This is a genomic window from Rahnella sp. CG8, assembly GCF_023701875.1.
Taxonomy (GTDB): Bacteria; Pseudomonadota; Gammaproteobacteria; order Enterobacterales; family Enterobacteriaceae; genus Rahnella; species Rahnella aceris.
In genome coordinates this window covers 78,156-97,356 of the sequence record NZ_JABAED010000016.1, presented here as the reverse complement: position 1 = coordinate 97,356, position 19,201 = coordinate 78,156, and the positions used below count along the sequence as shown (strand labels likewise).

General features: G+C 54.0%; 15 protein-coding genes. 8 read left to right on the top strand and 7 right to left on the bottom strand.

The features are described 5' to 3' along the window. Positions 1 to 5: 5 nt before the first annotated feature. From HGO41_RS16045 to HGO41_RS16025, 5 genes are all read right to left on the bottom strand, one after another. Positions 6 to 665: a DedA family protein gene (locus tag HGO41_RS16045; protein WP_013573977.1), complete on the bottom strand. Its 660-nt coding sequence runs from the start codon at positions 663 to 665 to the stop codon at positions 6 to 8. 216 nt (positions 666 to 881) lie between these two features. Beyond that, on the bottom strand, positions 882 to 2,075 hold the full coding sequence (gene metC / locus HGO41_RS16040) for a cystathionine beta-lyase (RefSeq protein ID WP_013573978.1): 1,194 nt from the start codon (positions 2,073 to 2,075) through the stop codon (positions 882 to 884). Positions 2,076 to 2,253: 178 nt separating this feature from the next. Further along, positions 2,254 to 3,546, bottom strand: coding sequence for a TRAP transporter large permease (locus HGO41_RS16035; protein WP_013573979.1), 1,293 nt, complete (start codon positions 3,544 to 3,546; stop codon positions 2,254 to 2,256). 12 nt (positions 3,547 to 3,558) lie between these two features. After that, positions 3,559 to 4,071, bottom strand: a complete 513-nt coding sequence (locus tag HGO41_RS16030; RefSeq protein WP_013573980.1) for a TRAP transporter small permease — start codon at positions 4,069 to 4,071, stop codon at positions 3,559 to 3,561. A 56-nt stretch (positions 4,072 to 4,127) separates the two neighbouring features. Further along, complete coding sequence (locus HGO41_RS16025) at positions 4,128 to 5,105, bottom strand: TRAP transporter substrate-binding protein (protein ID WP_013573981.1); 978 nt, start codon at positions 5,103 to 5,105, stop codon at positions 4,128 to 4,130. A 522-nt stretch (positions 5,106 to 5,627) separates the two neighbouring features. Between HGO41_RS16025 and exbB the strand changes: the two genes are divergently transcribed. Together exbB and exbD are read left to right on the top strand one after the other, a co-directional pair. Then, a complete protein-coding gene (exbB, locus tag HGO41_RS16020; protein ID WP_191996295.1) occupies positions 5,628 to 6,548 on the top strand; it encodes a tol-pal system-associated acyl-CoA thioesterase in 921 nt (306 codons plus the stop codon). A gap of 9 nt (positions 6,549 to 6,557) precedes the next feature. Beyond that, positions 6,558 to 6,992: a TonB system transport protein ExbD gene (gene exbD, locus HGO41_RS16015; protein WP_013573983.1), complete on the top strand. Its 435-nt coding sequence runs from the start codon at positions 6,558 to 6,560 to the stop codon at positions 6,990 to 6,992. 71 nt (positions 6,993 to 7,063) lie between these two features. On the opposite strand, the gene garD is transcribed toward exbD, so the two are convergent. Beyond that, a complete protein-coding gene (garD, locus tag HGO41_RS16010) occupies positions 7,064 to 8,635 on the bottom strand; it encodes a galactarate dehydratase (protein WP_013573984.1) in 1,572 nt (523 codons plus the stop codon). A 551-nt stretch (positions 8,636 to 9,186) separates the two neighbouring features. On the opposite strand from garD, the gene HGO41_RS16005 reads away from it, so the two are divergent. From HGO41_RS16005 to HGO41_RS15985, 5 genes are all read left to right on the top strand, one after another. Next, the gene (locus tag HGO41_RS16005) at positions 9,187 to 10,530 is read left to right on the top strand and encodes an MFS transporter (protein WP_015689387.1); all 1,344 of its coding nucleotides are present in this window, start codon (positions 9,187 to 9,189) and stop codon (positions 10,528 to 10,530) included. Between the two features lie 60 nt (positions 10,531 to 10,590). After that, the gene (gene garL, locus HGO41_RS16000) at positions 10,591 to 11,361 is read left to right on the top strand and encodes a 2-dehydro-3-deoxyglucarate aldolase (RefSeq protein WP_013573986.1); all 771 of its coding nucleotides are present in this window, start codon (positions 10,591 to 10,593) and stop codon (positions 11,359 to 11,361) included. Then, positions 11,345 to 12,283 (top strand): 2-hydroxy-3-oxopropionate reductase, encoded by a 939-nt coding sequence (gene garR, locus HGO41_RS15995; RefSeq protein WP_269147805.1) that lies wholly within the window; start codon positions 11,345 to 11,347, stop codon positions 12,281 to 12,283. The genes garL and garR overlap by 17 nt, the downstream gene beginning before the upstream one ends. 120 nt (positions 12,284 to 12,403) lie before the next feature. Continuing rightward, positions 12,404 to 13,543, top strand: a complete 1,140-nt coding sequence (locus HGO41_RS15990) for a glycerate kinase (RefSeq protein ID WP_013573988.1) — start codon at positions 12,404 to 12,406, stop codon at positions 13,541 to 13,543. A 117-nt stretch (positions 13,544 to 13,660) separates the two neighbouring features. Next, positions 13,661 to 14,968, top strand: coding sequence for an amino acid deaminase (locus tag HGO41_RS15985; RefSeq protein ID WP_112152115.1), 1,308 nt, complete (start codon positions 13,661 to 13,663; stop codon positions 14,966 to 14,968). Between the two features lie 47 nt (positions 14,969 to 15,015). On the opposite strand, the gene barA is transcribed toward HGO41_RS15985, so the two are convergent. Further along, on the bottom strand, positions 15,016 to 17,766 hold the full coding sequence (gene barA, locus HGO41_RS15980) for a two-component sensor histidine kinase BarA (protein ID WP_013573990.1): 2,751 nt from the start codon (positions 17,764 to 17,766) through the stop codon (positions 15,016 to 15,018). A 63-nt stretch (positions 17,767 to 17,829) separates the two neighbouring features. On the opposite strand from barA, the gene rlmD reads away from it, so the two are divergent. Next, positions 17,830 to 19,200, top strand: coding sequence for a 23S rRNA (uracil(1939)-C(5))-methyltransferase RlmD (gene rlmD, locus HGO41_RS15975; protein WP_217244135.1), 1,371 nt, complete (start codon positions 17,830 to 17,832; stop codon positions 19,198 to 19,200). Position 19,201 lies beyond the last annotated feature (1 nt).

Genomic DNA, 19,201 nt, shown 5'->3' with positions numbered 1-19,201 from the left:
CGTGTTCAGGCCCGGCATTTGCGTTTCTTCCACACCACCACCAGTCCGCCAGCCAGCCCCATCACCAGCAACAGAACCGGTAAAATCATCAGCCCCGCCATAACCTGATCTTCATGGCGTTTAACCACCGGAATGTGGCTCAGCGCAAAACCGATGGTGATTACTCCGCCGACCCACAAAATGGCGCTCAGCCAGTTGAAGAACTGGAAGCGGGCATTGTTCAGACCGGAGATGCCCGCCATCGTCGGCAGCAGGGTGCGGATAAACGCCAGAAAACGGCCCACCAGTAAAGCCATCAGCCCGTGTTGGGTAAACATCTGATGTGCGCGCTGATGATAATGCGCCGGAAGCTGTAACAGCCAGCCTTTTACCAAGCGGGTATGTCCGAGCCAGCGCCCCTGAATATAGCTCAGCCAGCAGCCCAGGCTGGCAGCGGTCACCAGGATAATCAGGGTCGGGAAGAAGCTCATGACGCCTTTGGCGATAAGCGCGCCGGTCAGCAGCAATAAGCTGTCGCCGGGCAGGAAAGCGGCGGGAAGCAGCCCGTTTTCGAGAAAAAGCGTGGCGAACAGAACAGCGTAAATAACCCAGAGAAGTTTCGGGTCGGCGAGCATAATAAAATCATGTCGCCAGAGCGCATGAAAAATGTCGCAAATAACTGCCATATTCTGTCCTGTTTCTGTTCATTAAAAACTGTCACTTGCCAGTGTACCGCGATTTGCGCCGGAAGACGTTGATCTGAGGACACTGTGAAAAAGACAGAATGCTCCGGCGTAAATTTACCGGAGCTAAAAGTAGAGCTTACAGATTATTCTCATTTTGCGAACGAAAATACGTCACACACCTTACCGATCTGCGCGGTGTGTCGCAATCTGTGCGGTTCAGGATGTCGCAATCCGTTCAAAGGCTGTTGAAAGATCGGCGATCAGGTCGTCACAATTTTCCAGCCCGATATGCAACCGCACCAGAGTACCGCTGAAATCCACGGTTTCTGCCGGACGTATCGCCTGAATTTCTTCCGGCTGATTGGCTAAAACCAGTGATTCAAAACCGCCCCAGGAATAGGCCATGCTGAAATGTGCGAAGTGATCGAGATAGTCGGAAAGTTGCTGTTTGCTCAGGCGCTGTTTCAGCACGAAAGAGAACAGGCCGCAACTGCCGCTGAAATCACGTTTCCAGAATTCATGGCCTTTGCTGCCGGGTAATGCCGGATGGTTGACCACCGCCACTTCCGGCCGCTCTGCCAGCCACCGCGCAATGCGGAGACTACTTTCTGCATGCTGTTTCAGCCGCACGCCCATGGTGCGTAAACCGCGGCTGGCGACATACGCGGTATCAGCATCGACCATCTGGCCCATCAGATATGAGTGTTCCCGCAGTTGCACCCAGCAACGTTCATTAGAAACGGCGGTGCCAATCATCGCATCAGAATGACCGACGATATATTTGGTGCCTGCCTGAATCGAAATATCGATATCGAATTCCAGCGCTTTAAACAGAATGCCCGCCGCCCATGTGTTGTCGATCATGATGACGACGTCTGGATTCACGGCCCGCACGGCTTTCACCATCGCCGGAATGTCCGGGACTTCCAGGGTGATTGAACCCGGCGATTCCAGGAACACCACTCTGGTGTTGGGTTGCATCAGCGAGCCTAACCCCGCGCCGATATTGGCCGGAAAATAGGTGGTAGATACGCCGAGTTTTTTCAGCACTTTTTCGCAGAAATCCTGCGTCGGTTCGTAGGCTGAACCGGCCACCAGAATGTGGTCGCCGCTGCTGACAAATGAGAGTACGGCGTTACTGACTGCCGCCGCGCCACAAGGATACAGCGCGCAACCTGCGCCGCCTTCCAGCTCCACCATCGCTTCCTGGAATGAGAAATGCGTCAGGGTGCCACGACGACCGTAAAATAGTTCGCCGTTGGCGCGGTTAGCGGTGGCGTGTTTTTTATCCGCCACGGTTTCAAACACCAGCGATGAGGCGCGCTGGATCACGGCATTCACTGAACCCTGCGTGAATTTCTTGTCCCGTCCGGCGCTGACCAGCGCGGTTTCAATTTTCTTAGACGACATAATCCGTATTTCACCCTGTTTTATAGCGCGGTGCTCTCTGCATCCGCCGATATGTCATTAACTTAACATGATGAATTTCAGGGATCAGGCTTTTGGCGGGTGGATGAGAAAATTTCAGCAGCACGGCCAAAAAAAAGCCCGTCGTCACGACGGGCAAGGGAGAAACGAGTTTTGGGCATCAGCCGGTATAAACGCCAAACAGTTTGGGCAGGAACAGCGAAATGGTCGGAATATAGGTCACCAGCATCAGCACCACGAACAGCACGCAGTAGAACGGCAGCATGGCTTTCACCACTTTTTCGATGCTCTGTTTACTCACCGCGCTGGCCACAAACAGCACCGAGCCGACCGGCGGGGTGATCAGGCCAATCCCCAGATTCACCAGCATGATCATGCCGAAATGCACCGGGTCGATGCCGAGCGATAACACCACCGGCAACAGCACCGGCGTCAGGATCAGGATGATCGGCGCCATGTCCATCAGTGTGCCGATCACCAGCAGCATGATGTTGATCCACATAAGGATCACGTACTTGTTGTCAGAGATCGAGGTGAAGAATTCGGTGATGCGCATCGGCAACTGCATGTAAGTCATGACTGCGCCAAAACTGGCGGCAAACCCTATCAGGATCATCACGATGCTGACGGTTTTCACCGTGCGATACATCAGTTTCGGTAGTTCGCTCCACTTGTAATCGCGGTAGATAAACATGGTGACGAAGAATGACCACAAACACGCGATCGCTGCGGATTCCGTCGCGGTAAATATTCCGCTGAGAATGCCGCCCATGATGATCACGATGGTCATCAGCCCCCACAGCGTGTCGATAAAAATCTTCAGCGCCTGGCGGAACGGCACGCGCTCACCTTTCGGGTAACCGCGTTTGTGAGCAAACACCACGCACATCACCATCAGCGTCAGGCTGAGCAGTAAACCGGGCAAAATACCGGCGATGAACAGCGCGGCAATCGACACCGTACCGCCGGTCGCCAGCGAGTAAATCACCGAGTTGTGGCTGGGTGGCGTCAGGATCGCCTGTACCGAGCCGCTGGCGGTGACTGCCGCCGCAAAGTCACGCGGATAACCTTTCTTCTCCATTTCCGGGATCATCACCGAGCCGATTGAGGCGGTATCCGCCACGGAAGAACCGGAGATCGCGCCAAAAAAGGTTGAGGCCACAATGTTCACCAGCGACAGCCCGCCGCGGATAAACCCGACAAAGATGTAGGCAAAACTGACCAGCCTGCGGGCGATCCCTCCTTCGGCCATGATCGCGCCTGCCAGAATAAAGAACGGGATCGCCAGCAGTGAAAATTTGTTCACGCCGTTGGTCAGCTGGATCATCAGCGCTTCAAACGGCAGGTCAATCCACCAGGCTCCTGCCAGCGCGCTCAGCCCGACGGCGTAAGCGACCGGCACGCCAATCGCCAGCATCACTGCCAGCGTTAACAACAAGATTAATGCATCCATAACAGGCTCCGGTCAGGCGTCAGAATTGCCCAGCATCACCACAGGCCGCTGATGTTGCGGGCCGGCAATGATCTGCTCAATGATGAATAACAACGTCAGTGCAGAACCTATAGGTAGCGGCAGATAGGTCTGTCCGGCGGTCAGCAGCGGGAATTCCGCCACCGGCTGTTGCCAGAGTTCACTGCACAATTGCAGGCTGTACCAGAAAATAAACACGCTGATGGCCAGCATCATCAGGTCAGCCAGCAGGGCAGAAAATTTTTTCAGCGCAGGTGGCAGGCGGTCAGTGACCATCGCAACGACGATGTGTGAACCAGCGCGGTAACTGACAGCGGCTCCGATAAAGGTGAACGTCACCATGCACATAATCGCGATCGGCTCCGGCCACGACAGGGCGCTGTTCATCACGTAACGGGCAAAGATCCCAACCGGGATCACCGCCACCATCAGCAGCAACGCGATGCCCGCGATCCACATCGCGCAGCGGTAAAGAATGTCCATCAGGGTGTGATAACTCGAAACCATAAATCCCCCGGCGAAAGATCAGAAAGAAGCAGCCCGCAGGCTGCCGGTGTCAGGGTTTACTTCACGTCAGCGATTTGCTGCATCAGATCCTGATGGTCTTTGCCGAATTCATCGCGCACGGATTGCGTGGCTTTGACATACGTCGCGGGGTCAATCTCATAGAATTTCACGCCGCCCGCTTTCATCGTGGCGAGGGCTTTCTCGTTATAGGCTTTCCAAAGTTCGCGCTGTTCGTCCTGTGCTTCTTTCGCCAGTTTGAGGATTAACTGCTGGTCTTCCGGTTTCAGTTTGTCCCATTTCACTTTTGAATACAGGAACAGCTCCGGGATGATGAAATGGCGGCTGTAGGTGTAGTTTTTCACTACCGGCAGGTAGTTATGGGCGACAAAGGTTGGCGGGTTGTTTTCGGTGCCGTCAATGACGCCGGTCTGCATGCCGCTGAACACTTCACTGACGCCCATCGCCACCGGATTGGCACCCATCGCTTTCAGCGTTGCCAGCGCAATCGGACTGCCCTGTACGCGGATTTTCATGCCGTGCAAATCTTCCGGTTTCACCACCGGTTTTTTGGTGATCAGGTTACGCGTCCCGCCATCCATCCAGCCGAGAAAAACCAGTCGTGAATTCGGGTTGTTGGTGATTTTATCGCCGATTTCTTTACCGATCTGACCGTCGAGCACTTTGTGCATATGGTCTTCGTCGCGGAAAATATAGGGCAGGGTGAAGACATTAATTTCTGGCAAAATCGAAGCAACCGGCGTCATCGACACACGGATGATATCCAGCGCACCGAGCTGCGCCTGTTCAATTTCCTGCTTTTCATCTCCCAGCACGCCGCCCGGAAACGTTTTAATTTCGAGGCGTCCGTCTGTTTGCTTTTGCAGTTTTTCGCCCATGTGCTGGACGGCGACCACGTTGGGATAGCCTTGCGGATGCACGTCGGCGGCTTTCAGCGTTTGTGCTGACACGCCATGCGTAAATAAGAGGGTCGCGGAACTCAGGCAAAGGCTGAGAAGTGCTTTTTGCATTTTCATCAGTTTGTCTCCAGGGTACTCGGTAAGGGAAAGATAAATGTGAACAAGTATCGAACAGGACGGGCGCAGAGGCGTTGCCGGTTCATTTTGAAAAATGTCTGAATAAGCTTTTAAATGATAGGGATGCATGACGTGCCGGTGTGAGGTCTTCGCCAGTGAATGCACTTTATCCTATTTTTTGTTGTGCGGTATTTGAGCGTTATCACAAACTCGTAACAAATGTAAAAAGCTGTTGCTTAATATTTAAAACGTTGTTTTAACTTGAGTAATGAAGCTCAGATGATTGATTTACTGTGTGATTTTTTTTGAAAGTGTGACGGAGGTTAAATTGTTCAACCTTTGTACAAACAGGAAAAACCTTGTCATCTGTCAATGACACGTCGGGCGGCAGGCGGGACAATGTAAATAATAATGAGAACGACTATCAATTAGGCCTTTTTCTTTGATATCATTCGGCGTTATTCATTCCTTCTACACACTGATTCTGGCTGGAGGCGACGCGTGAAAACGGCTCGCAATAAGATGAAAGAGGCGACCTCATTACTGATGTCGTTAATGTTGGTTGCTGGTCTGAGCGGCAACGCGATGGCTGCACCTGCGACGCCGGCGGGACAAGCCGTCAATTCTGCAGCAACTCAACCTGCAACGGCTGACGCACCGGCGACCGGTGACGCAACGCCAGCTCCGGTGATGCAACCCGCGCCAGCAGAGACGGCACCCGTGATCCCAACCGATTTGTCTGTTATGGGCATGTACCATCACGCTGATGTGGTGGTGAAGACCGTCATGATCGGTCTGCTGCTGGCTTCTGTGGTCACCTGGGCATTGTTATTTAGCAAGGGTGCGGAAGTCTTCACGGGCAAACGCCGTATGCGCCGTGAATTTGATGCGTTGTCCTCCGTTCGTACGCTGGACGAAGCCGCCGAGCAGGCTGAAAGTTTCGCTGCCAGCAGCATCAGCGCGCAGATGATACGCGATGCGCAGAACGAGCTGGAACTGTCTGCCGGATCGACTGACAACAACGGCATTAAAGAGCGTACCGGTTTTCGCCTTGAGCGCCGCGTCAGCGCCGCGGGTCGTTACATGGGCCGTGGCAACGGTATTCTGGCGACCATCGGAGCAATCTCTCCCTTCGTCGGCCTGTTCGGTACCGTATGGGGCATCATGAACAGCTTCATCGGTATCGCACAGACGCAGACTACCAATCTGGCGGTCGTCGCACCGGGTATCGCCGAAGCCTTACTGGCCACGGCTGTGGGTCTGGTTGCAGCCATCCCTGCGGTGGTCATCTACAATATTTTCGCCCGTACCATCACCTCTTACCGTCATCAGGTAGGCGATGTGGCGGCGCAGATTATCCTGTTACAGGGCCGTGATTTGGATCTGGCTGCCAGCGAAGGCAATGCGCCACGCGGTCAGACAGGTCAGTTACGCGTAGGGTAAGAACAGATTATGGCTATTCGGTTAAACGACGATATCGACGAAAGTGGTGAAATGCATGACATCAACGTCACGCCTTTTATCGACGTCATGCTGGTATTGCTGATCATCTTCATGGTGGCGGCACCGCTGGCCACCGTTGATGTGCGGGTGGATTTACCGGCTTCGACGGCAAAACAGCAGCCGCGTCCGGAGAAACCGATTTTCCTGTCGGTGAAAGCTGACAAGCAACTGTTCCTCGGCGACACGCCCGTGAACAGCGATAATATGACCGCGATGCTGGATCAGCGTACTCAGGGTAACAAGCAGAGTACGATTTTCTTCCGCGCGGACAAAAGTGTCGATTACGAAACGCTGATGAGCGTGATGGATAACTTGCGTAAAGCCGGTTACCTGAAAGTCGGGCTGGTGGGTGCAGAACAAACCGGTGCCGCTGCGGCGCAGTAAGTTGTGAATCAAATCAGACGCACAAAAAAGGCCAGCATTGCTGGCCTTTCGTTTATCCGCAAAACGGTAACTCAGGTTACCGGCGCCGGGTTAAACACCGCCAGCGCATTATGGATGCCCCAGGTGTCTGACCAGGTTTTTTTGCGGCCGCTGGCGATGTCCAGAATGAAGTGGAACAACTCCCAGCCCACATCCTCGATGGTGGCATCACCGGTCGCAATTGTCCCGGCATTGATATCCATCAGATCGTGCCAGCGGTTTGCCAGCGTGGTACGTGTTGCCATTTTAATCACCGGCACGGCAAGCAGGCCGTATGGCGTACCGCGTCCGGTGGTGAATACCTGAACGGTAATACCGGAAGCCAGTTGCTGTGTCCCGCAGACGAAATCGCTGGCCGGTGTGGCGGCGTAAATCAGGCCTTTTTTGGTCGGACGTTGTCCCGGAGACAACACTTCTGAAATCGCACTGGTACCGGATTTAGCAATCGAACCCAGTGCTTTTTCAACCACGTTAGCCAGACCGCCTTTTTTGTTGCCCGGAGACGGGTTGGCGCTGCGGTCGGTCTGTCCCAGCGACAGATAATTATCGTACCAGGCCATTTCTTCCAGCAGACGTTTACCCACGTCGACGTCCGCTGCACGCGGTGTCAGCAGATGGATAGCGTCGCGCACTTCTGTGACTTCTGAAAACATCACTGTTGCACCGCAGCGCACCAGCAAATCCGAAGCGTAACCGACTGCCGGGTTGGCGGTGACACCGGAGAAGGCATCACTGCCGCCGCATTGTGTGCCCACAACCAGATCGGAAGCCGGACAGGTTTCGCGCTGGCGGCGGTTCAGGCGTTCCAGATGAAATTGTGCGACCGTCAGGATATCGTCAACCATCGACTGGAAACCGACATGTTGCTCATCCTGCAAACGCACAATGTGCGTGTCATCGAGTGAAATCGCCTGCACATCCGGCGTGCCTTCCAGCAGGCGCTCGGGTTGCAGCTTCTCACAGCCCAGACCGACCACCATGACTTCGCCGCCAAAGTTCGGGTTCAGCGCCAGATTGTGGATGGTACGGATCGGGATAATGGCCGCAGGGGCGTTAATCGCCACACCGCAACCGTACAAATGATTCAGTGCCACGACACCGTCGACGTTGGGGAATTTCGGCAGCAAATCACGTTCAATGATTTTCACTACGTAATCCACTACGCCCGCCACGCAGTGCACACTGGTGGTGATTCCCAGCAGATTTTTGGTGCCGACGCTGCCGTCGGCATTGCGGTAGCCTTCAAAGGTATAGCCTTCGAGTGGTGGCAGCGCGGGTGGCACACGGGTGGCCAGCGGCAGGCTGTAAAGTTCAGGGGCGACCGGTAATTCCACCAGGGATTCATCAATCCAGCTGCCCTGCGCGATATCCCGTACGGCATAACCAATGACTTCTCCGTAACGAATAATATCGCCGCCTTTAGCAATGGGTTCTAACGCCACTTTATGGCCTTGCGGAATATGCTCAATTAATTCCAGACCATTCGCAAATCGGGTGCCGGCTTTTAAGCCGTTGTCATTCACAATAATCGCTACGTTATCGCTTTCATGAACTTTAATAAAAAGCGCTTCGGTAGCGTGTTCTTTATCTTTATTACGTGACATAACTGTCTCCGCGTTTATTAAACATCCCGGAACAAAAAATTCCGGTAAATTATCTGAAGTTGACGCTCAATAATGTTCTTGTAAACATGCTCTGGTAATACAGGGTATGGCATCCATTATAAGGCAGTCTTCCGGCAACCTCATTGTGCAACTGACCAGCTTTTTGCCCGATGAACGTCATTCTGTGTGGCAGGTGACAGAATAAATGTGATGTAAATCACCCTTTGATTTGAGCGGTTATCGGTTCCGCACAATCTGTGATTCTCCTCCCACACCGATGTGTGGATGCAAAAGAATAGTCACAATCAACGGGGCTATTCTTGGGCGAATGCACAGTGTTATTTCGTGGCCTCCTTTTTATACTGTATTGGCCCTCTGAAGGTGACGTTGAAAGTAATACAGGTAAATTTCAGGCGATCATAAATAAAGTGTTTATTGCCTGTTTCGAATTAAGACGCTGTACGGCGAATAACCACAGGTGAACGAAAAACGTTATTTCAATAACGGTGAGCTCCCTGAAAAATTTTCGCATTATGACAATGAGGGTCACCATGAACATTCAATCTCAGTCCGGGACAATCGCGCAAAGTAAGGTACGGACCCATATCCGTTACTATATTTTGCTGATTATCTTTTTAATCACGGCGGTGAATTACGCTGACCGCGCAACGCTCTCTATCGCGGGAACCGAGGTCGCGCGTGAGCTGGGCCTGGATGCTGCCGACATGGGACAAATCTTTGCCGCGTTCGGCTGGGCTTATCTGATTATGCAATTGCCCGGCGGCTGGCTGCTGGACAGATTTGGCTCCAAAAAAGTGTACACCTACAGCCTGTTCTTCTGGTCGCTGTTCACCCTGTTGCAGGGTTTTGTGGGCTGGTTCCCGCTGGCGTACGGCGCACTGACGCTGTTCATGTTGCGTTTCATGCTCGGTTTCTCCGAAGCTCCATCCTTCCCGGCGAACGCCCGTATTGTGGCTGCCTGGTTCCCGACCACTGAACGCGGCACGGCTTCCGCGATTTTTAACTCCGCACAGTATTTCTCACTGGCACTGTTTTCGCCTTTACTGGGCTGGCTGACTTATGCCTGGGGCTGGGAACATGTTTTCATCGTGATGGGCGTGCTGGGTTTTGTCCTGACGCTGGTGTGGATCAAATTCATTCACAACCCGCCGGAACATCCACATATTTCTAAAAGTGAGCTGGAGTATCTGACAGACGGCGGTGCCGTTGTTGATATCGACCACAAGAAAACGGACAGCGCGAAAAGTGGCCCGAAATGGAGCTACGTTCGTCAGATGCTGAGCAGCCGCATGATGCTTGGGATCTTCTTCGGACAGTATTTCATTAACAGTATTACGTGGTTCTTCCTGACCTGGTTCCCGATTTATCTGGTTCAGGAAAAGGGCATGTCTATTCTTAAAGTGGGGATGATTGCCGCAATTCCTGCGCTGTGTGGTTTTGCGGGCGGTGTGCTGGGTGGCGTGTTCTCAGATTTTCTGATCAGACGCGGCTACTCGCTGACCGTGGCGCGTAAAATTCCTATCGTGCTGGGCATGTTATTAGCCACCAGCATCATTTTGTGTAACTACACGGACAATAACGTACTGGTCGTCACCCTGATGGCGCTGGCGTTCTTCGGTAAAGGCTTCGGAGCGCTCGGCTGGCCAGTGATTGCGGATACTGCGCCAAAAGAAGTCATCGGTCTGTGCGGCGGCATCTTCAACGTGTTCGGTAACGTGGCCTCCATCGTGACGCCGCTGGTGATCGGCTACATCGTGAAAGGTCTGCATTCTTTCAATATGGCATTAATTTTTGTGGGCTGTTCAGCACTGATGGCGATGCTTTGCTATCTGCTGGTGGTCGGCGATATCAAACGTCTGGAACTTAAGAAATAGTAAATTGCGATGCGGGGTAATCCGGGCATCCCGGCTCTGCCCCCTTTTATGAGGTCAGATATGAGTAATCAAATGATTCCAAACCGGTTCCGCCAGGACTTATTGCAAGGGAAAACCCTGATTGGCTGTTGGTCAGCATTATCCAGCCCGATCTCAACCGAAGTGCTTGGCCTCGCAGGTTTTGACTGGCTGCTGCTCGACGGCGAACACGCGCCAAACGATGTTAGCACTTTTGTGCCGCAGCTGATGGCGCTGAAAGGCAGCCGCAGCGCGCCGGTAGTTCGTCCGCAATTCAACGATCCGGTGGTGATTAAACGTCTGCTGGATATCGGTTTCTACAATTTCCTGGTGCCGTTTGTGGAAACACAGGAACAGGCTGAGCTGGCCGTTGCTTCTACCCGTTATCCGCCTGCCGGGATCCGCGGCGTTTCCGTTTCCCACCGCAGCAACATGTTCGGCACCGTGCCGGATTACTTCAACAGCATCAATGACAACATCGCGGTGATGGTGCAAATCGAAAGCCAGCAGGGCGTCGATAATCTGGACGCGATTGCTGCCGTTGATGGCATCGATGGCATTTTCGTCGGCCCGAGTGATCTGGCCGCAGGCATGGGGCATCTGGGCAACGCCGGACACCCGGACGTGCAGGCCGCTATCCGTCACATTTTTGCGCGTGCAAAAGCGCATGGCAAACCGAGCGGTATTCTGGCACCGGTTGAAGCGGATGCCCGCCGTTATCTGGAGTGGGGAGCGACCTTCGTGGCTGTCGGCAGTGATTTAGGCGTTTTCCGTGCAGGCACACAGGCGCTGTGCGATCGCTTCACCCAGTGATTCGCTCTCATTACATCAATATAAAGAGGATACCCGAATGAAAATTGGCTTTATTGGTTTAGGCATCATGGGCAAGCCTATGAGCAAAAACCTGCTGAAAGCAGGTTACGAGCTGGTCGTTATGGACCGCAATCAGGATACCGTCGGCGAAATTGTCCAACTCGGCGCGACAGCCGCAGACACACCAAAAGCGGTGGCTGCGGTTTCTGATGTGATCATCACCATGCTGCCAAACTCGCCGCAGGTGAGAGACGTGGCGCTGGGCGAAAATGGTCTGATTGAAGGCGCTCGTCCGGGCACCATTTTCATCGACATGAGTTCTATCGCGCCGCTGGCAAGTCGTGAAATCAGTGAGGCGCTGGCCGCTAAACAAATCGCGATGCTCGATGCGCCGGTCTCCGGTGGTGAACCAAAAGCCATCGACGGCACCATGTCCGTGATGGTGGGTGGCGACAAAGCTGTGTTTGATAAATGCTATGAAATCATGAAATCCATGGCGGGTTCGGTGGTGCATACCGGTGATATTGGTGCAGGCAACGTGACCAAGCTGGCGAACCAGGTGATTGTGGCGCTGAACATTGCGGCGATGTCAGAAGCACTGGTGCTGGCAACCAAAGCGGGCGTGGATCCGGATCTGGTTTTCCAGGCAATTCGTGGTGGTCTGGCAGGCAGTACCGTGCTGGAAGCGAAAGCGCCGATGGTGATGGATCGCAACTTCAAACCGGGCTTCCGTATTGATTTACACATCAAAGATTTAGCGAACGCACTGGACACCTCACACAGCGTCGGCGCACAACTGCCTCTGACCTCGCTGGTCATGGAAATGATGCAGGCATTGAAAGCGGATGGTCACGGGCAATCTGACCATAGCGCTATTGCACGCTATTATGAAACCTTAGCGAAGGTTGAAGTTACCCGTTAGTCTGCGGCGGACGCGCGGCGCTGAATGAACACGGCTGGCGCGCGGCCCTTCAGGCAGGATGCAAAACTGACAGGACGCTTTTCCACATCGGCGCGTGCAGTTTATGAAGGTAATGACTTTATGAAAATAGTGATCGCACCGGATTCATACAAAGAAAGTTTGTCTGCTTTGGATGTGGCAAAAGCCATCGAGAGTGGGTTCCGTGAGATTTTCCCCGAGGCAGAGTACGTCAAGTTGCCGGTTGCCGATGGCGGCGAAGGCACGGTAGAGGCCATGGTGGCGGCTACCGGTGGGCGTGTGGTGAAGGTGAATGTCACCGGACCACTGGGCACCCCGCTTGAAGCGTTTTTTGGCCTTTCAGGTGATGAGAAAATCGCTTTCATCGAAATGGCGGCGGCCAGCGGGCTGGAAAGTGTTCCTCCGGCGCAACGTAATCCGCTGAAAACCACGTCGTATGGTACAGGTGAACTGATCCATTCTGCTCTCGGCCACGGCGTAAAACACTGCATTATCGGGATTGGTGGCAGCGCTACCAACGATGGTGGCGCTGGCATGATGCAGGCGCTGGGCGCGAAGTTGCTGACCAAAGATGGCAAATCTATTGGTCAGGGCGGCGGCGAGCTGGAAAAACTGCACCACATTGATATCAGCGGGTTGGATCCGCGAATTAAAACATGCCGCTTTGAAGTGGCCTGTGACGTCACGAATCCACTGACCGGCAAGGACGGAGCTTCTGCCATCTTTGGCCCGCAAAAAGGGGCAACACCGGAGATGATCGAACAGCTCGACGGCTATCTGCATCATTACGCCCGGGTGATCAAACAGGATCTGGGTATCGACGTTGAGCATGTTCCCGGAGCCGGTGCTGCCGGTGGCATGGGAGCGGCACTTTACGGGTTCTGTCATGCCGAACTGCGCCAGGGCATTGAGATCGTCACCGATGCGCTGGGGTTGGATGAACTGGTGAAAGATGCCACGCTGGTGATTACCGGTGAAGGGCGGATTGACAGTCAGAGCATCAATGGCAAAGTGCCAATTGGTGTGGCACGGGTGGCTAAACGTTACAACAAGCCCGTGATTGGTATTGCCGGCAGTCTGACAAAAGATGTTGATGTCGTTTACGACCATGGTCTGGATGCTGTTTTCAGCGTGCTCTACAGCATTTGTACGCTCGATGATGCCCTGAAAAACGCCGCAGACAACTTGCGTAAATCAGCACGAAATATTGCCGCCACTATTAAGTTATCGCAAAAGCTTTAACCGACAGCACTCAGGATATAAAACCGGTGTTCAGGCCCAGCCTGCGCCGGTTTTTGTATTTTATTTCCCTCGGTTTTACGTTAGGTTTTAAAGACATTCGCCAATGAGAAAACACGTATGTCAGAGATCGATTTTTCACAGCAGCCGGTTAATACGCAAACGAAAGGGCTGGGGCCGCTGAGTGACGGTGCGCGCATGCGCGATATCCGTGAACAGGGCTGGAATATCCTGCGTGAAGACGTCAGCCTGCCGGTGGCGGTGCTGCTCGAAGAGAGAATCGAACACAACCTTTCCTGGATGCGTGAATTTATCCAGCGTTATCAGCTCAAACTGGCACCGCACGGCAAAACCACCATGAGCCCTGAGTTGTATCAGATGCAGCTGGAATTCGGCGCATGGGGCATCACGCTGGCAACGGCACCGCAGGTTAATGCCGCGTTCCGGCACGGTGTGCGCAAAGTGATCATGGCGAATCAGCTGGTGGGGAAAGGCAACATGGCAATCATTGCCGGGTTGCTGCGTGATGACCCGGCATTTGATTTTACCTGCATCGTGGATTCTGCTGAGAACGCCGATGCGCTCGGGCACTATTTTGCCAGCCAGCGGCAGAAACTGCGGGTGATGTTTGAGTACGGCATAACGGGCGGGCGCACCGGTATTCGCACCGAACAACAGGAAGCCGACGTACTGGCGGCGGTGAAGCGCTGGCCGCAGTCACTGGCGCTGGTCGGCGTCGAGCTTTATGAAGGCGTGAGCAATGATGAAGCGGTGATCCGCCGTTTCCTGCGTCACGTGATGACACGTACCGAAGCGCTGGCGCAGGCCGGAGAATTTGCTGAACCCCAGGTGATTTTGACCGGTGCAGGTTCCGCCTGGTTCGATGTGGTTGCCGAGGAACTGACGCGGGAAGAAACCCATCTTGATGCAGAAAAACGCTACGTGCTGGATATCATTCTGCGTTCCGGTTGTTACGTGACACACGACGTTGGCGCGTATCAGGCGGCGCTGGAACGCATGCAAACCAGCAATCCGGTGGCGCGTGAAATGAACAGCAGTTTACAGCCAGCATTGCAGGTCTGGGCAGCCGTGCAGTCGTTGCCGGAACCGGGCAGGGCCATTATTGCGTTCGGCAAACGTGATGCCGGTTATGATGCCGGATACCCGAAAGCGGCCGGACATTTTCGTCCGCGCAGCGCCACACAGGCCGGATACACCACGGTGGTGCCCGCGCCTGACGACTGGAAAGTGTTCGCGATGATGGATCAGCATGCGTTTATGTCGATCCCGGAAGATGCGGATTTGAAAGTCGGCGACATGCTGGTATTTGATATCTGCCATCCGTGCCTGACGTTCGACAAATGGCGTCAGTTGTTGCTGGTGAATGAACAGTGGGATGTGACCGGCGCGGTGACGACCTGGTTCTGACGACACGAAAACGCCCGGACGATGCCGGGCGTTAATCTTTTTAATGACTACCTCGGTAAATACGCCACTGCTGCACGCTTCACGTTGTCAATTTCATCAAGCAGTTCAAACCATTCCGGTTCCAGCGTTTCCACGCTGACGCCCTGACGAAGCTGTTGTTCAATGTAGAAACACAGCCGTTTCAGACGCGGTACGCCGCTGTAGCTGCAACTGCCATGAAGCTTGTGGATGAGCGCCAGAATATCGTCGTCCGGTTCGCCACGCGTGACGGCTTCCACCCGTTCTGCCACCTGCGGCAGAAACTCCACCAGCATTTGCAGCAAATCCTGCGCCAGCGCGACTTTATTGGCTGACTGACTCAGTGCCAGTTGCCAGTCGAGTGTGCTGATCGGCGCGAGTGACTCGCTGGCCTGCAACGGTGAATCCAGCTGTGTCTGATGCTGATGATGGCGCGACAGAACATTTTTCAGCATGCTTTCATCAATGGGTTTAGACAGGTAATCGTCCATCCCCAGTTTCAGTAACTGTTCACGCTCGCCGCTCAGCGAGTGCGCGGTGACGGCCACCACCGGCGTTTTGGCATGGCGCGCCATCTGGTGGATGATTTCGCTGGCGCGAATGCCGTCGATATCCGGCATCTGAATATCCATCAGAATAATATCCAGATCGGTATGACGTGCGACATCGATGGCTTCTTCACCGCTGTGACAAAGCACGGTGGTTTCCACCAGTTCTTCCAGCAAGGCGCCAATCAGTTTGAGGTTTGCCGGATTGTCATCCACCGCCATGGCGGTCAGCGGCAGACGCGAGGTTTTATCTTCGTCGTTACCGATCACCCTGACGGAAGCCTGTTGTTCATGTAACAACAGCGGCAGCAGGCGGATACTCGACATCGGTTTAATCAGACAGGCCTGAACGCCACGCCTTTTCAATTCTTCGGCATCCACCTGGAACTGACTCGGCAGCGCCAGCAGAAGGTGCTGTGTCATGCCCAGCACTTTCTGCAATTTACCCTCGTAGTCCGCCAGAACCTGATCCGGTTTGACCGGAATGCTGCACAACATGATGTCGTACCATGGCTCAGGAAGCGCAGCCAGCGTGGTGCGATGTGTGATATCCAGCGGTGTGGCCTGCAGGATTTCCATCGTGGCTTTCGCCGCCGCCGGATTGGCTTCAACATAGGCCAGACGTTTGCCTTCAAGATGATTCATGGAAACCGGCGTAATATGACGGTTTTCATTCAGCTCGAGCGTGACGTGGAACCAGAAGGTCGAACCGCGGTTCAGCTGGCTGTAGAAACTGATGTCTCCGCCCATTTCTTTCACCAGACGCTGGGTGATCACCAGCCCTAATCCGGTGCCGCCATGTCGGCGCGAAATGCTGGCATCAGCCTGACGGAAAGCCTGGAACAATTGCGACTGCTGACGTTCGGAAATCCCGATGCCGGTATCGTGGATCTGCACTTCCAGTTCCACCTGCAAATTGTTCTGCGAACGCAGCTCGACATTGATATCGATGTTGCCGGTTTCAGTAAATTTAATCGCATTTCCCAGCAAGTTAGTCACCACTTGCTGCATGCGCATCGGATCGCCCAGCACGTTTTCCGGCACGTTGTTGTGGACGTTCAGCGTCAGTTCCAGACCTTTATCATGCGCGGTGTGCGCCAGCAAAATAACCACTTCATCGAGCATTTCACGCAGCGAGAACGGAATATGTTCGAGTACCAGTTTGCCGGCTTCCAGCTTGGAGAAATCCAGCACGTCATTAATGATGGTTAACAGGTGATTCGCGGAGCGCTCAATGGTTTGCAGATAGTCCGCCTGCGTTGGCGAAAGCGGCGTTTTCAGTGTCTGGCGGGTAAAGCCGATCACACCGTTGAGCGGGGTACGCAGCTCGTGAGACATATTGGCCAGGAATTCAGATTTGATACGCGCCGCTTCCTGGGCACGTTTCTTCGCCAGATCCAGCTCGACGTTTTGGATTTCCATCTGCTCCAGCGTTTCGCGCAGGTCTGACGTTGCCTGATCGATATTCTGCTGCACTTCTTCGTGGTAGGCCGTCAGCGACATCGCCATCGAGTTAATGCCGTTTTTTAGCATGCTCAGTTCGCCCGGCATGTTGCCTTCCACGCGGCTGTCGAGCTGCCCGCGGCGGATGCGGTCAACGGTATTCACCATGTTACGGATCGGTCCTGTCACGTCGCGCATCAGGCGGTAAGCGAACAGCGTGGCGATACCCAGACACAGCAATAACAGCATGGTGGATACGAATGCTTCCTGATATTGCGCCAGTTTTACCGAACGTAAATCCAGTTCAATGGCGATATAACCCAGCCGGTTGTCCGGCGAGGCACTGAAGGTTTCGTCATCCGCTTCCGTATGGTTTTCAGCCTGAATGGGCGTGCGCAGGATCAGCACATCGCCGGAACGGGTTTTCGTCAGCTCACGCGGAATGTCTTCGATGCGTTTTACCTGCAACGGACTGTCGTCATGCTGGCTGGTCGAACTGGCAAACAGTTTGTTCTCGCCATCAAACACACTGATGCTGCGTACAATATCAGAGTGATTACGGTGCAGACGGCTGATCAGCCGTTTCACCGGTTCGCGTTCCCGGAACGTCATGCCATATTCGCTTGCGACTGCCAGAGGCTCGATAATACTGGCTCCGGCTTCTGTCAGCTGGTTCTGCAACTCGTTGTAGCGGTGCACCACAAAGAAGGTGCTGAGCAGCAAACCGATCATTAATGTCGGTGCCAGAATCAGGATCATCATCCGTGCGCGAAGGCTATATTTGGTCATGAGGTTCCAATGTGGGAGAATTAGCTAAAGTAAGCTTAATAAACCAGCGTGTAATCGACAATAATGGCTCAATTCTACTCTCCGAACCGTCGCGTGACGACCCGGCAAACGATAACTGTGACCGCCACCGACCTCGATACTTTCGGGCAAGGTGTGGCACGCCACAATGGCAAAGCCGTATTTGTCAGTGGTTTACTGCCCGGCGAACAGGCCGAAGTCACTTTAACAGAAGATAAAAGCAAGTACGCCAAAGGTAAGCTGAAGCGTTTGCTGACCACCAGCGACGATCGGGTAAAACCGCTGTGTCCGCACTATTCCACTTGCGGCGGGTGTCAACAGCAGCACGCCAGCGAGGCACTGCAACAGCGCAGTAAATCAGCGGCGTTATTACGCCTGATTTCCCGCGAAACCGGTATTCTGGCGGATCCGCTGCCAGTGATTGCCGGTCCGCAATACGGTTACCGCCGTCGTGCGCGTCTGGGATTGCAAATTGCGGGCGTTAAACCGGGGCGTAAAGCCGGTGCCGTCAGCGGCCCGCTGGTGATGGGGTTCCGTCAGGAAGGCTCCAACGATCTGGTAGCCATCACTAAATGTCCTGTTCTGCGGCCTGAACTGGAGCAACTGCTGGTGCCGGTGCAGGAATGTTTGTCGTCATTATCGGCGGCGAAACGCCTCGGGCATCTGGAAATGGTGCTGGCGGATAACGGCCCGCTGTTGGTGCTGCGTCATCTTGATCCGCTCAGTGAAGCCGATCGTACGCGCCTGACGGCGTTTGCGGCGCAACATCAGTTAACGATTTTTCTGGCGCCTGACAGCGAGACTCTGGAGCCTTTGTGCGGCGAACCCCCTTATTATCAGATTGATGGTTTGAATCTGAAATTTGGCCCGCGCGATTTTATTCAGGTGAATGATGCCGTTAACCAGCAAATGGTGGCGCAGGCCCTGGACTGGCTGGAACTGACGCCGGAAGATCGCGTGCTGGATTTGTTCTGCGGGATGGGGAATTTTACCCTTCCGCTGGCAAAAAGAGCTAACCAGGTTGTCGGCGTCGAAGGTGTTGCTACACTGGTGGCGAATGGGCAAGATAATGCCCGGAATAATGGATTAGAGAATGTGTCCTTCTTCCATGAGAATCTGGAAGATGATGTCAGTAAACAACCCTGGGCGGCACAAGGTTTCAATAAAATCTTGCTGGACCCGGCCCGGGGTGGCGCTGCTGGCGTGATGACGCATATTGTTAAGCTTGCCCCGGCGCGTGTGGTGTATGTGTCATGCAACCCCACAACATTGGCGCGGGACAGTAAAATTTTGTTGGAGGCGGGTTATCGTTTGGCCGGGGTGCGTATGCTGGATATGTTCCCGCACACCGGTCACCTTGAATCGATGGCTCTGTTTATCAACCCGTCTGACACAGGTGTTGTGTCAGAAACGTAGG

Bases quoted from the DNA above. Each gene is read 5' to 3' on its own strand.
- HGO41_RS16045 (WP_013573977.1), bottom strand. From the start codon at position 665: ATGGCAGTTATTTGCGACATTTTTCATGCGCTCTGGCGACATGATTTT.
- metC (WP_013573978.1), bottom strand. From the start codon at position 2,075: ATGTCGTCTAAGAAAATTGAAACCGCGCTGGTCAGCGCCGGACGGGAC.
- HGO41_RS16035 (WP_013573979.1), bottom strand. From the start codon at position 3,546: ATGGATGCATTAATCTTGTTGTTAACGCTGGCAGTGATGCTGGCGATT.
- HGO41_RS16030 (WP_013573980.1), bottom strand. From the start codon at position 4,071: ATGGTTTCGAGTTATCACACCCTGATGGACATTCTTTACCGCTGCGCG.
- HGO41_RS16025 (WP_013573981.1), bottom strand. From the start codon at position 5,105: ATGAAAATGCAAAAAGCACTTCTCAGCCTTTGCCTGAGTTCCGCGACC.
- exbB (WP_191996295.1), top strand. From the start codon at position 5,628: ATGAAAGAGGCGACCTCATTACTGATGTCGTTAATGTTGGTTGCTGGT.
- exbD (WP_013573983.1), top strand. From the start codon at position 6,558: ATGGCTATTCGGTTAAACGACGATATCGACGAAAGTGGTGAAATGCAT.
- garD (WP_013573984.1), bottom strand. From the start codon at position 8,635: ATGTCACGTAATAAAGATAAAGAACACGCTACCGAAGCGCTTTTTATT.
- HGO41_RS16005 (WP_015689387.1), top strand. From the start codon at position 9,187: ATGAACATTCAATCTCAGTCCGGGACAATCGCGCAAAGTAAGGTACGG.
- garL (WP_013573986.1), top strand. From the start codon at position 10,591: ATGAGTAATCAAATGATTCCAAACCGGTTCCGCCAGGACTTATTGCAA.
- HGO41_RS15990 (WP_013573988.1), top strand. From the start codon at position 12,404: ATGAAAATAGTGATCGCACCGGATTCATACAAAGAAAGTTTGTCTGCT.
- HGO41_RS15985 (WP_112152115.1), top strand. From the start codon at position 13,661: ATGTCAGAGATCGATTTTTCACAGCAGCCGGTTAATACGCAAACGAAA.
- barA (WP_013573990.1), bottom strand. From the start codon at position 17,766: ATGACCAAATATAGCCTTCGCGCACGGATGATGATCCTGATTCTGGCA.
- rlmD (WP_217244135.1), top strand. From the start codon at position 17,830: ATGGCTCAATTCTACTCTCCGAACCGTCGCGTGACGACCCGGCAAACG.